At 59.8% G+C, this 14,728-nt stretch carries 2 protein-coding genes; both read left to right on the top strand.

Going from position 1 to position 14,728, the window contains the following annotated elements; translation table 11 throughout:
* Positions 1-60 precede the first annotated feature (60 nt).
* Positions 61-9,813, top strand: a complete 9,753-nt coding sequence (locus B2M20_RS14295) for a non-ribosomal peptide synthetase (RefSeq protein ID WP_079447824.1) — start codon at positions 61-63, stop codon at positions 9,811-9,813.
* 2 nt (positions 9,814-9,815) lie between these two features.
* A partial coding sequence (locus B2M20_RS14290) for a non-ribosomal peptide synthetase (protein ID WP_079447723.1) occupies positions 9,816-14,728 on the top strand: 4,913 nt, incomplete at its 3' end.

Here is a 14,728-nt window from a genome sequence, read left to right as displayed (position 1 = left end):
TTTCCATTCGTTGCCACGAATGGTGGATTTTCGGACCGCAACCGACAGGGATTCGAGAAGATGTATAACGACAATCTTGTCGAACGATTGCGAGAACACGTCGCGCGCCGACCGGATAAGGCCGCGCTACGTTTTTTGGAACAGGATGACCTCGTCGAGGAGCTGACATTTGCAGAGCTCGACGTACGTATAAGGTCCGTTGCAGCGCGGTTGCAGCAGTTAGGCGGTGCCGGCGAGCGGGCGTTGATACTGCTGCCGAGCGGAATCAACTATGTCGTCGCTTTTTACGCCTGTCTGTATTCGGGTGTGGTCGCTGTTCCGGCGTATCCGCCTGAAGGAAGCTCGGAGCGCTATGCGGGACGCCTCAGTGGCATTTTGCGGGATGCGGCGCCTCGTTTCATTTTGTTGGAATCCGATCTCCGTTCTCTTGTTGAGACAGCATTTCCAGAACTAACAGATGTTCAGGTCATCGCAGTGGATTCAGTTTTGACTGAACCTGCCGATGAATGGCGCGAGACCAGGCTTGCTGCGGATGCCATCGCTTTCTTGCAGTATACGTCGGGATCGACATCGCAGCCCAAAGGCGTTTGCGTTTCGCATGCGAATCTTGCGGCCAACGAACGCGCCATGGAATCCGCCACAGGCGGAACGCTTGATGATGTCTTTGTAAGCTGGCTGCCACTATATCACGACATGGGGTTGATCGGCGGACTCTTGAGTCCATTGTTCACGGGCTTTACCTGCGTTCTGATGTCGCCGCGTAACTTTCTTGAACGGCCGCGGCGCTGGTTGGAAGCCATCGATCGTCACGGCGGGACAATTAGCGGCGGGCCTGATTTTGCTTACGCGCTGTGTACCGATCGCGTTTCTGATGAAACCATTGATCGTTTGAACCTGAGCCGATGGAAATTCGCATTCTCCGGATCGGAATTTGTTCGTCACACCACGCTGCAGAGGTTTGGTGACCGATTCGCGCGGGCTGGGTTCGATCGGCGTGCGTTAAACGCTTGTTATGGTCTGGCCGAGGCGACGCTGCTGGTAACAGCGAGTGACATCACGGCGGAGACTATCAGTTACACGCTTGACACCGCGAAGCTCGCCGCTGGCCTCGTTGCTTGCGCAGATAAAGGAACCGACCTCGTGGCATGCGGTCGACCGGCCGCCGATCACGCAACGCGCATCATGCGCGTGGACGGATCGGTCGCGGCTGGGGCGGACGAAGTCGGCGAAATTTGGGTGAGCGGCCCCAGCGTCACGCTCGGATACTGGAATAACCCGGATGCCACGCGTCAGGTTTTCGTGGAGCGAGACGGATTCCGTTGGCTGCGCACCGGCGATCTGGGTTTTATTCGTGATGGCGCATTGGTTGTGGCGGGCCGGCTCAAGGACGTCCTGATCGTGCGAGGACAGAACGTCTACCCGACAGATGTCGAGCAGGCGGTCGAGGCCGATGTGAATTCGGTTCGTAGAGGAAGGGTTGCTGCTTTCGCAGTGGAAGCGGAAGGACGGGAAGGTATCGGGGTGGCGGCCGAATTCAGCCGTGCCGTTCTCAAGAGCGAAAATCCTGAAGCGCTCGCGGACGCGATCGGGCAGGCTGTGCTTCGGCAGGCGCAGGAATATCCGGCCGTAATCGTTCTGTTGAATCCGCGGGCCATGCCGCTGACGACCAGCGGCAAGTTGCAGCGTTCAGCCTGCGCGGCGCGGCTGGCCAACGACACGCTTGATAGCTTTATGGTGTTCGAGAAGGGACGCCGCCGCGATAGCACGACGTTGACGCCGCCCGTGACTGACACCGAGCGCGCCGTGTCCTTAATCTGGTGCGATGCGCTCGGCCTAAGGGCTGTGCATTGCGAAGATGATTTCTTCTTCCTGGGTGGAAACTCCATTACGGCTGGTCAGGTTGCTTCTGCGATCCGAGAACGTTTCGGCTTGGAATTGGAGCTGCGCAGTTTCTTTGACGCGCCGACGCTTGCTGCTTTCGCAAGTCATATCGACAGTCTGGCGCGGACCGGCGTCCGGCCTCCGCTGCCGTCGATTCCCAAGGCTGCTGCGGCGGATCGTGCGACGTTGTCGCATGCGCAGGAGCGATTGTGGTTCCTGTGGAATATGGATCCGGTTGGGACGGCGTATACGGTTGCAAGCGCGATCAGACTGAAGGGAGGCCTCGATCATGCTGCCCTGACGGGCGCGATCGATCAGATCGTTTGTCGCCACGAGGCGCTGCGCACCACCTTTGTCGCGATTGAGGGTCGGGCAACGCAAGTCGTTCACGATTCAATGGGCGTTGATATCAGGCATGAGGATCTCCGCGCCTACCCGGCGAACGCTCGCGACGCACATGCAGCGGAGATAAGACGATCCGAACTCGCCAAGCCGTTCGATCTCGCGAACGGACCGCTATTGCGGACCGTGTTGCTTCAACTCGCGGATGACGCACACGAACTTCTGCTGCTTTCTCATCATATTATCGTCGACGGCTGGTCGCTGGATGTCTTGCTTCAAGAGCTGTCCAGTCTCTATCGCGGTGCTCTCGGGCAGAAGGCGGACCTGCCGCCGGTGCCGGCGGTACAGTATGCCGATTTTGCTATCTGGCAACGAAACTGGCTAGCGGAAGGTGAGGGCGATCGGCAACTCAGATATTGGCGTACGAAACTGGGTGACGAGCATCCGGTGTTGGCCTTGCCGCACGACCGCCCGCGACCGGTAACGCAAAGTCATGGCGGGGACACGGTCGGCTTTGCGATCGACGGTGTGCTGGCGGCGCGGCTTCAAAAGGTTGCCGCAGAGCATCGCGTAAGCGTCTTCATGCTGATTCTCGCCGCCTATCAAGCGCTGCTCTATCGCTATTGCGGACAGAGCGATTTACGGATCGGCGTGCCGATCGCTGGACGGCAGCAAGCGCAACTCGAACGCCTGATTGGATGCTTCGTCAACACGCTGGTGCTGCGTGCGAAGATTGTCGATGACGCAAGCTTCACGAGCTTTCTCCAACAGGTCAAAGAAACGGTAATTGAGGCGCTGTCGCACCAGGATCTGCCCTTTGAAATGCTGGTCGATGGCCTGCGTCCTGAACGTAACGGCAGCCACAACCCGCTGTTTCAGGCTAAGTTCAATTATATGACGGCCTCGCGCGGATTCGACGGCGTTGATGGACTCACGGCCGATATCGACATCATGGACCTCGCAGGCTCTCATTTCGATCTTGCGCTCGATGTGGTCGATAGCCTGTCCGGCATGAAGGCAACGTTCAACTACGCGACCGATCTTTTCGATCGACCGACGATCGAGCGATTTGCAGCGCAGTTTTGTTTGATGCTGCGTCAGATCGTTGATGACGCAGAGCGGCGGATATCGGACTTCGTCATTGACGATGCGGGTCGGCAGGTGGTGGCGACACAGTCCGCGACGTTTGAATTTAACGATGTGGTGAGCCTCCATCGTGCCTCGACGCTCGGAAAAAGGGCCGTAGTTGCGGTTCGATACGGCGACGAGACGCTGACGTTCGCCGATCTTGAGCAAAGATCGAACCGGATTGCGAATATGCTGATCGCTCGCGGCGTGACACGCGAAGTGGCGGTCGCGCTGTGGATGGAACGCACGCCGTCCTTCGTTGTCGCGCTGCTGGGCGTGCTGAAGGCTGGCGCCGCTTACGTGCCGCTTGATCCCAAGTGGCCGCTGGAACGCATCAAGCGCATTCTGGATGATGGGCGTATCGAAATTCTGCTTGCGACCACGGAGAATCTGACAAATTCGCACGCGCTCGACTGTGTTGTGATCGATGCAAATGCTGAGGCGACGAACGAAGAAATATCGGACGGTCCGCCGGAAACGGTGATCCATCCGGCACAAACCGCCTATGTCATCTATACGTCCGGGTCGACTGGAACGCCGAAGGGCGTCGCGGTCTCGCATGGCGCGCTTGCCAACTATGTGCAGGCTCTTTTGCAAAGGTTGCAGCCGCAATCGTCAGCCAGCATGGCGATGGTCTCGACCGTGGCAGCCGATCTCGGACATACGGTGCTGTTCGGCGCGCTTGCGTCCGGCACGACGCTAAATCTCCTGTCTTCTGAGGCCGTGCTCGATGCGGACGCATTCGCGCGAGCCATGGAAGAGGGGAAGGTTGGAGTCCTTAAGATCGTGCCAAGCCATCTGCGCGGTTTGCTGCAGGCACGGCGCTCAGCCGATCTGCTGCCGTGTGAAACACTCATTCTGGGCGGAGAAGCCTGCGACGCGGCGCTGCTCGATGAGGTCCGCCGCTTGCGGCCGCATTGCCGAATTATCAATCACTACGGGCCGACCGAGGCGACCGTCGGCGCAGCGATTCATGAATGCGGGTCGGAGCATAAAAACGGGTCGGTTCCGATTGGCTTGCCGCTCGCCAATCTGCGCGTTCATGTTCTTGATAATGCACTCAATGAAGTTCCGATTGGGGTGGCGGGCGAACTCTATATCGGAGGTGCGGGCGTGGCGCGAGGTTATCGCGGTTCCGCTGGCTTGACCGCAGAACGATTTGTGCCGGACCCGTTCGGTGCGGCCGGAGACCGGCTTTATCGGACGGGTGATCGCGTCCGCTGTGACCAGGCGGGCCGGCTGATCTTTATCGGCCGCAACGATGATCAGATCAAGCTGCGCGGTTACCGCATCGAGCCTGACGAAGTCGGACGCGCCATCAAGGCCCTGCCGGGAATCAATGACGCCGTTGTTATCGCCCGCAGCATCGATGCGAAGGTGGGCCGGCAGGAGCTCGTTGCTTATTGCGTGCCCGGCGACGGCATGACTCTGGAAGCGGAGGCGATCAAACGCCAGCTTTCGGCGTTCGTGCCCGACTATATGGTGCCGTCCCATATAGTGGTGTTGGAGCGGCTGCCGCTGACGCCCAACGGCAAAATCGACCGCAAGGCCTTGCCGGAGTCGGCTGGAGGTGTCGCCGCCTCGAACTATGTCGCGCCTGCGGGAGATACCGAGACGACGATCGCGGCAGTCTGGTGTGAAGTCATCGGGCGCGAGCGCGTCGGTCGCAATGACAATTTCTTTGAGCTTGGTGGCGATTCCATTCTAAGCCTGCAGATCGTTGCCCGTTTGCGCAAGCGGGGCATCCGCCTGACGCCCAAGCAAATCTTCAGTCAGCAAACGATAGCCGGCCTCGCCGCGGTCGCGATTCTCACAACGGCATCTGCTCCCGAGAAGGAGAGGTCCGGCTCGCGGACTGGCAGCGATCCGGCACCTTGCATGTCTCATCTGTTGCCGATCCAAACTCGTTTTTTCACCGAGGAGATTGAAAACCGGAATCATTGGAATCAGGCTGTGCTGTTGATTCCGCAGGGGCGGATGGATTGGGAGATGTTGCGGCGGGCCTTGATCACGGTCGTGGAGCACCACGACGCGTTGCGCTTGCGGTTCAAGCAGGTGGATGGCGCGTGGCGGGCGCAGAAGGACGTCTCACCGACGCCGTCGGACTTATTATGGACACATGCCGGTGTCGGCGACGCCATACAGGTGACCGCGCTTGCTTCCGCCGCGCAAAGGAGCCTGTCGTTGTCGTCAGGTCCTCTATTGCGCGCAGTCGGCATGGATCTTGCCGATGGCAGCCAGCGGCTTCTGCTCGCGATCCATCATCTGGTGGTCGACGGTGTATCCTGGCGAATCCTTCTGGAAGACTTGGCTTCAGCTTATGAGCAGATGGAGAAGGGCGGTGCTCTCGAACTCGCGCCGAAGAGCGACTCTTATGCATCTTGGGGTGAACGTCTGCACACCTACGCGGCCAGCGCGGAAATAGCTTCCGAATTGCCCGTGTGGCTCGACTGTGAGGCGAACTCAAATCTTCCTTGCGATGACAATCATGGTGGTGTCGATCTTGTCGGGGACAGCGCGGAAGTATCTCTGGTTCTCGATCCCGAATTGACATCGAGGTTGTTAGAGGAAGCGCCCGCCGCCTATCGGACGCAGGTCAACGATCTGATGCTGGCGGGCCTGGCCAGAGCTGTCTCGCGCTGGAGCGGATGTGACGATGTGACGGTCGAGCTTGAAGGCCACGGTCGCGAAGACATCTTCCCCGGCGCAGATATTTCGCGCACGGTGGGATGGTTCACCACGGCATTTCCGGTGCGGCTGCAAGGTGGAGATGATGACGCTTCGCTAATCAAAGCGGTTAAGGAGAAGCTTCGCGCTATCCCAAACCATGGACTTGGCTATGGCGTGTTGCGCTATCTCGGCTCTGAGGAGCAGCGCCGCGCCTTGAAGCGAATGGCGGAGCCGCAGATCGTTTTCAACTATCTCGGCCGCTTCGATGCCAGCGTGGGCGAATCCTCGCGCTTTTTGTTTGCTCCCGAGATAGCGGGTTCGTCTCGCTGCGCTTCAGGTCCCATGCGCGGTTGGCTGGTTATCAACGGGCTGGTGCGTGATGGCCGGCTACGATTGTCCCTTGAATATGGCAGAAAGCGCTTTCAGCGCGCGACGATCGAACGATTGGCGGAGCTCTACGAGACAGCGCTGCGGGAATTGGTAACCCATTGCTGCAGCGGCGCGTTCGGTCTCACCCCGTCGGATGTCGCGTTGTCCGGACTGCGCCAGTCCGATCTCGACCGGTTTGCGCTGGATGCACGCAACATCCAAGACATCTATCCGCTCTCGCCGATGCAGCAGGGCATGCTGTTCCACGCTCTCCGCGATGGCGGCAATGATGCCTACGTGAACCAGATAGGGATTGAACTGCTCGGCTTTGATGCCGGCAAGCTCCGGATGGCGTGGCAAGCGGTGAGCGACCGGCACGCCGCGTTACGAACTGGCTTTGTGTGGCAGGATCTTTCGGGCGCTACGCAGCAGGTGGTGTATCGTCATGTAGCGGTACCTTTCGTTGAAGAGGACTGGCGACAGCGAGCAGCGGTGCTCGAACGCGACGACAAGCGTGCGGAGCTTGAAACCGCGCTCGCCGAAATATCCCGACGGGAATACGAGAAGGGGTTCGACCTCGCGCAAGTTCCGTTGCAGCGCGTGCGGTTGATTCACCTGGACGAAAAGCGTCATTGGCTCATCTGGACTCATCACCACATTCTTGCCGATGGTTGGAGTTCGGCGCGTTTGGTGGCCGAGGTCCTGCAGCATGTGAGAGAAGGCGTTCTGCCGACGGCGCAGGGTAGCTATCGCGATTACATCGCGTGGCTTCAGAATCGTGATTCCGCGAGCGCCGAGAAGTTCTGGCGCGACACGTTGGCCGAGCTCGAAACGCCCACTCTGCTGGCGAATACGATGGTCACCAACAAGGCATCGGAAGCTCGGGGACACGCGAGCATTGTGCTTGCTGTGAATGCCGAATTGACCTGGTCACTGAAGTCGCTTGCGAAGCGCGAGCGAGTGACTCTCAATACGGTCATTCAGGCTGCATGGGCGCAGTTGTTGCGGCGTCTTTCTGGACAGTTCGCGGTCTGTTTTGGCGTGACCGTATCCGGCCGTCCGGAAGAACTGCACGGATCCGAAGAGACGGTTGGCCTGTTTATCAACACGCTGCCGATCGTCGATGCACCGAGCCCGCAAACAAAGGTGGGTGATTGGTTGCGTCGGCTGCAGGAGCAGAACCTCGTCTTGCGCGAGCATGGCTGGACGCCACTCTATGAGATCCAGCGCTTCGCGGGTCACGGCGGGCAAACACTGTTCGACAACATCCTGGTGTTCGAGAACTACCCGATCGATGAGGGCTTGCAGCAGGCCGGAGGGAGTGGCCCGCGCCTGGGGCGGGTGGATCATGTCACCCCCACTAACTTTGCGCTGGCGGTTGCCGTGTTCGCAGGGAACGACCGGCTCAATCTCGAATTCAACTACGATCTGGCCCGATTCGATGAGGCATCCATCCAGCGTCTTCGTGACATGCTGCGTGGATTACTCGAGCAAATCGCGTTCGATGCAGGCAGTCCCCTCGGAAGGCTTGGATCGGCGGTTTCCGATGAAGCGCGGGTGTTCAACTGGAGCAATGCAGCGCAGTTGGCGTCGCCCGCTTCCTCTATCGGCGTCGTCGCGCATATAGAGGCGCAGGCGGCACGGGCGCGCTCTTCCGTCGCCGTCATCTGGCGCGATCGGCGCCTCAGCTATGGTGAGTTGAACACCAGAGCTAACCAGCTTGCCAGGCAACTTCGTGGGCAGGGTATCGGGCCGGATTGCCTCGTTGGTATCGCCTTGGCGCGCAGCCCGGAGATGATGGTCGCGCTGCTTGCAGTCCTGAAGGCAGGGGCTGCCTATCTGCCGCTCGATCCGGATTATCCGGCCGAGCGACTCGTCCACATGCTGCGCGACAGCGGGACGCGGCTCATACTGACAGAAAGCGAACAGCTTAAGTCGCTTTCGTCGGTGCTGGACCAGATCGCTGTCGAGACTTTCTGCATCGATAGGCCATCGCTCTTTGCCGGGGAGGATGCTGGGAATCTGAATATCGAAATTCATCCGGATAGTTTGGCCTATGTGATCTACACATCAGGATCGACGGGTACGCCGAAGGGGGTGGCTGTCGCGCATGGGCCGCTCGCCATGCATTGCGAAGCGATTAGCCGACTCTACCGCATGACGTCGCGGGATCGGGAATTTCAGACGGCGTCTATCAATTTCGACATCGCCCACGAGCGGTGGCTGGTGCCATTGATGTCGGGTGGGTCGCTGGTTCTGCCGTCCCGGCCGGGCTTGCTGGTCGACGATCTCGTTCACGAGATCGAGCGAAGCTCGGTCACGACGATATTTTTGCCGCCCGCCTATGCGGATCAGTTGAGCGCGGCATTGCGGCAGAGTGGGCGGAAGCTATCGATCAGGGCCTGCATCGTCGGTGGCGAAGCTTGGTTGGACACCGGGATCAAGGCGGTTCGTGAAGTCATCGACACCGATCTTCTGATCAATGCTTATGGTCCGACTGAGACAGTGATCGCGCCGACTGCTTGGGTCGTCGACGACGCAAAGTTAAAGCCCAGGCAGGCTGCCCCGATCGGACGGCCTGTCGGTACCAGAACCGCCTACATTCTTGATGCCGACCTGAACGTCGTTCCAGCCGGAGTTACGGGCGAGCTGTTCATCGGCGGTGCCGGACTGGCTCGTGGCTATTTGAACCGTAGCGCGATGACTGCGGAACGGTTTATTCCAGATCCCTTCTGCGCGAACGGCGACCGCCTCTACCGGACCGGCGATCTTGCGCGATGGCGCGACGACGGGGTGATCGACTATGTCGGTCGAGCCGACCTGCAGGTTAAAATCCGCGGCTTCCGTATCGAATTGGGGGAGATCGAGGCGCGCCTGATCGAGCAGCGCGGTGTGCGCGCGGCGGCCGTGGTAGCGCGCGAGAGCAAGACGGGACGCCATTTGGTCGCCTATGTGAGTGGCGATGCGGCGCTGGACGGTGCAGCATTACGCGACGCGTTGGCCGCCGTGCTACCTGACTACATGGTGCCGGCGACGATCGTCGTGCTCGAGAAATTGCCGCTCACGCTCAATGGCAAGATCGATCGGCAGGCATTGCCCGCGCCGCACGAGGACATGCTGGCGTGCCGTCGCTATGAGGCCCCCGAGGACGACGTCGAAATCGCGCTGGCGAGGATTTGGTCCGAAATACTTGGCGTCGAGAGGGTCGGGCGTAACGACCACTTCTTCGAGCTCGGCGGACATTCGCTGCTTGCCGTGCGGGTGCTGAGTCTGGTGTCGCAAGAGATCGGCGTCTCTATACCGATCTCGGATCTTTTCGCGCATCCTGATCTCGCCTCGTTCGCGCGCGTCGTGTCGATCAGTTTGATCGAGCAGGAGTTCGATGCCGAAGAACTTCGGGAGCTGATCGCGGCGGAGCAGTGAGCATGGTTGATATGGCAAAACCGGATTTACGCGATTTAAATCTTGCGCAGGTGAGGAAGCTTGTATCGCGGGCCAGGGAGCGCGGTCGTAATGTTGGTGAGAATTCAACGACGATTCCGGCGGCGCCGCGGAACCGGCCGCTCGAACTTTCCTTTGCACAGCAGAGACTTTGGTTGCTGGCGCAGCTCGATGGCGCCAATTCCAACTATCACATTCGCGGCGCAGTAAGTCTTTCCGGCGAGCTCGACGCCGACGCGTGGCGTCAAAGCCTCGATCGACTGTTTGCGCGCCACGAAGCGCTGCGCAGCGTCTTTCGCGTGGTTGATGAGCAGCCGTGCGTCGAACTGTTGCCGTCTGACGTACATGTTCCGTTGCTCGAACATGATCTGTGCGGCTGCGACAACGTCGAACAGGAACTCGCGCGCTTGTGCCGCGAGGAGTCTGCTACGCCCTTCGATCTTGCGGCTGGGCCGCTGATCCGCTGCCGTTTGATCCGAACAGCGGAAAGAACGCATCTCTTCCTGCTCACGCAGCATCACATCATATCCGACGGCTGGTCGATGAGTATATTCGTGCGTGAGCTCTGCACTCTTTACCGGGCGTTGACAGCCGGTACAGCCGATCCACTACCTCCCCTTGAAATTCAGTATTCAGACTACGCTGCATGGCAGCGGCAGTGGTTGACGGGAGATCGATTGGACGGGCAGGTCAACTACTGGCGGCAGGCGCTTGCTGGCGCGCCTGCGGCGATCGAGCTGCCAACCGATCGACCGCGATCTCTGGAAAAGTCTTTCGCTGGCGCCACGCTGCCAGTCGAGTTCGATCGTGATCTCACGCTAGCTATCAGACGACTCGGCCAGCGGCACGGCACAACTGCATTCATGATCGTGCTCGCGGCGTGGGCAGCCGTATTGTCAAGGCTTTCCGGCAAGACCGATCTCGTGATCGGAACGCCGATAGCCAATCGCAACAGGCGCGAGATCGAGGGTCTGATCGGTTTTTTCGTCAATATGCTTGCGATCCGCGTGGATCTTTCAGGAGAACCCGACGTCGCCGAGTTACTGGGGCGTGTGCGCGCGGCAGCGCTCGCGGCTCAGGACCACCAGGACCTTCCCTTCGAGCAGCTCGTCGAGATCATTCAGCCTCCCCGGCGGCTGGAGCATCCGCCGGTGTTCCAGGTGGTGTTGGCTTGGCAGAACAACGCAGCGCCAGTTCTCGAACTGCCCGGCCTCAAGGCAGAGATCGTCGATATCCCGCTGCAGCAGATCAAGTTCGATCTTGAGCTCGATCTTGGCGAGACGGAGGACCGCATCGCCGGAACCCTAAATTATGCAACGGCGCTGTTTAACGAAGCGACGATCAGGCGACACCGGGATTATCTGTTGGCCTTGCTACGTGTCATGGTCAAAGACGCCGATCGAATTGTAGACCGTATCGATATCATCGGCGACGAGGAACGGAAGCTTGTTCTGGAAACATGGAACAGGACGGCCGCGCCATTCCCGTCCGAACGCTGCATCCACGAACTGTTCACGGATCAGGTTCGCTGCGCGCCCGAAGCGATGGCGATGGTTCACGATGGTATTCAGCTAAGTTATGGCGAACTTGATGCGAGAGCCAATCAGCTTGCAAGGCATTTGATTGCGTCCGGCGTCGGTCCGGATCAACTGGTCGCAATCTGTTTGCCACGCGGTATCGGGATGATTGTGAGCCTGCTTGGGGTCCTCAAGGCAGGGGGCGCTTATCTACCGCTCGACCCGGTCTATCCGGCGGAGCGATTGCGACAGATCGTGCAGGATGCAAAGCCGAAACTGTTGATCGCCGATCACGGTGGATGTGCGATCTTTGTGGATGCTGCGTGTGAGATTCTGGATCTGGAGGCGAGCGCTTCGACTATTGCAGGACTGGCGTCGTCCGCTCCGGACGTCACAGGGCTCACGTCAAGGCATCTCGCCTATATCATCTACACCTCCGGCTCGACCGGAAAGCCAAAGGGTGTGATGGTCGAGCACCGCGGCGTGGTGAATCTGGCGTTGACGCAGCAGGAGATGTACGCGGTCACCCCGCGCAGCCGCATTGCGCAATTTGCCTCATTCAGCTTCGACGCTAGTGTCTGGGAAATCGTCATGGCGCTGTGCTCGGGAGCCGCGCTGTTTCTTGTTGGCCAGCGCGAATATCAGAACACGTCCGACCTGATTGACTACCTCGTCGACAATGCGATTACGCATGCCGGCTTGCCGCCGGCAATGCTGCAAGGACGCACCGATCTTGACCGGCTGGCGACGCTGAAGGTGCTGGTACTCGCGGGTGAATCACCAAAGGCCGAACTGATCAAGAACCTGCCTTCAAACGTTGCTGTCTTCAACGGCTACGGGCCGACGGAAGTAACGGTTTGCGCGACCACCTGGCTGCGGCCAGCGGACTTTGACGATGATGCGATTCCCATCGGCCGTCCCATTCCAAATCAGCGTGTATATCTGCTGGACAGGTTCGGTGCGCCCGTTCCGCTCGGGGCGACCGGCGAGATCTATGTCGGTGGGGCAGGAATCGCCCGCGGTTACCTCAATCGCACTGAGTTGACAGAGGAGCGCTTCAAGCGCGATCCGTTCGCCGGCGACGCAAACGCGCGGATGTACCGCACCGGCGATCTCGGACGTTATCTGCCGGATGGCAATCTCGAGTTCCTCGGCCGCAACGATCATCAGGTCAAGATTCGCGGCTTCCGCATCGAACTGGGCGAGATCGAGTTTCGCCTGAACGAGCACCCGTCCGTATCCGACTCAGTGGTGCTTGTGCGTCACGATCATAGTGGTGATCCACGGCTGATCGCTTACGTTGCGCTGGGCGAGCACGCCGGTACGATACCCGATGCGGGTGAATTTGCGGCTGCGATGCGCAGCCATCTCCGCGCGCTCTTGCCGGACTATATGGTGCCGTCGGCCTTCGTGCGCCTGGACGCCTTGCCGCTCACCCCGAATGGCAAGGTCGACCGCAAGGTATTGCCGGCTCCGGAAGACGATGCCTTTGCAAGGCGCAGCTTCGAGCCGCCACGAGGGGAAACTGAGGAGGTCGTCGCCGGGATCTGGACAGAGTTGTTGGGCGTCGACCGGATTGGACGAAACGATCATTTCTTTGAACTGGGCGGTCACTCGCTCCTTGCAGTCCGCTTGCTGGAGCGGTTGCGGCGTCATTCGCTCGTTGCCGATGTGCGTATGCTATTCGCTAAGCCCGTGCTGGCTGAATTCGCCGCCGGCCTCAAAGTCGCTGCAGACGCAAATATTCCGGCCAATCGGATCACGCCTCAGACAACGAGGATCACACGCGAATTGCTGCCGCTGATCGCGTTGACGGAATCGGACATTGACCGCATCGTTGCGGGGGTGCCCGGCGGCATTGCAAATATTCAGGACATCTATGCGCTGTCGCCGCTCCAGGACGGCATCCTATTTCACCATCTGCTGGCGAAGGAAGGCGATCCCTATCTGCTGGTCGGCCAAATGGCGTTCGAAAGCCGCGATTTGCTCGGCCGCTATCTCGCCGCCGTTCAGCAGGTTATCGATCGTCACGATATTCTACGTACATCCATTGTATGGGACGGATTGTCCGCGCCTGCGCAAGTGGTCTGGCGAAAGGCTGCCGTGGCTGTCAGAGAGGTCGTCCTCGATGGCGAAGACCCTGCGCAAGAGCAGCTCGCGCGACGCTTCGATCCGCGCCGCCATAGGATCGAACTTGGTCAGGCACCGCTGCTAAGATTTGCGATCGCGCGCGATCCCGCCACCGGACGCTGGCTACTTTTGGCGCTGCTGCATCATCTGATCGGCGATCACTCAACGCTGGAGGTGATGCACGATGAAGTCCGTAAGATATTATCCGGACGCGGCTATGAGCTTTCAGCGCCGCATCCGTTCCGAAACCTGGTAGCGCAGTCACGCAAGTCCTTGGCGACCGCAGAGCACGAGCGCTTTTTCCGGAGCATGCTGGCCGACATCGATGAGCCGACCACGCCGTTCTGCCTGGACCGGGTGCACGGTGATGGCGGCGGCATAAAGGAAGTCAGACGGATGCTGCCCGCGTCACTTAACGCGGAGCTTCGCGCATTGGCGCGGCGCATGGGTGTGAGCCTTGCCAGCCTGTGTCACCTGGCGTGGGGACAAGTGGTGGCACGGAGCAGCGGGCGCGAACAGATCGTATTCGGCACCGTTCTGTCCGGGCGCCTGCACGGTGGTGACGCTAGTGATCGCAGCATGGGTTTGTTCATCAATACCTTGCCGTTGCGGCTCAATCTCGATGGCACGCCAGTCGAGGATAGCGTTCGCCAGACCCATGACCGGCTGACCGAACTGATGGCGCATGAACATGCTTCGCTGAGACTGGCGCAACGATGCAGTGGTGTCGCCGCGCCGGCGCCGCTGTTCAGCTCGATTCTGAACTATCGGCACAATGCGATGGCGGAGGCTTCATCCTCAGATCAGGGTGGCACCGGAATACAGGGCATCGAGTGGCTCGGCGGTGAGGAGCGGACAAACTATCCCTTGATGATCGCGGTCGAGGATTATGGTCGGGCGCTTGGTGTGACCGTTCAGGTGGTTCGCCCGCTCTCGGCCGATCGCATCTGCGGTTTGATGCAGCATGCGCTCGATCAGCTGGCTAGAACATTAGAGCATTCACCTCGCTCGCCAGTTCGACAATTGGATATTCTTCCTTCCGAAGAACGTCAGCGGTTGCTGCAGACATGGAATCGGACGCAGGCGCGGTATCCACGAGATCGCTCAGTCGTCCATCAATTTGAATTTTATGTTTCGCGGTCGCCGGGTTCGATCGCGCTGGTGTTTGGGGACGAGGCGCTGAGCTATGGAGAGCTGAACGCGCGGGCGAACCGGTTGGCGTGGCGGCTGCGGGATCGCGGGGTTGGAAC

It is taken from the genome of Nitrobacter vulgaris, assembly GCF_002028545.1.
GTDB lineage: Bacteria > Pseudomonadota > Alphaproteobacteria > Rhizobiales > Xanthobacteraceae > Nitrobacter > Nitrobacter vulgaris.
Note: the sequence above shows the minus strand (reverse complement) of the source record. Positions and strands in the feature narration are given on the sequence as shown.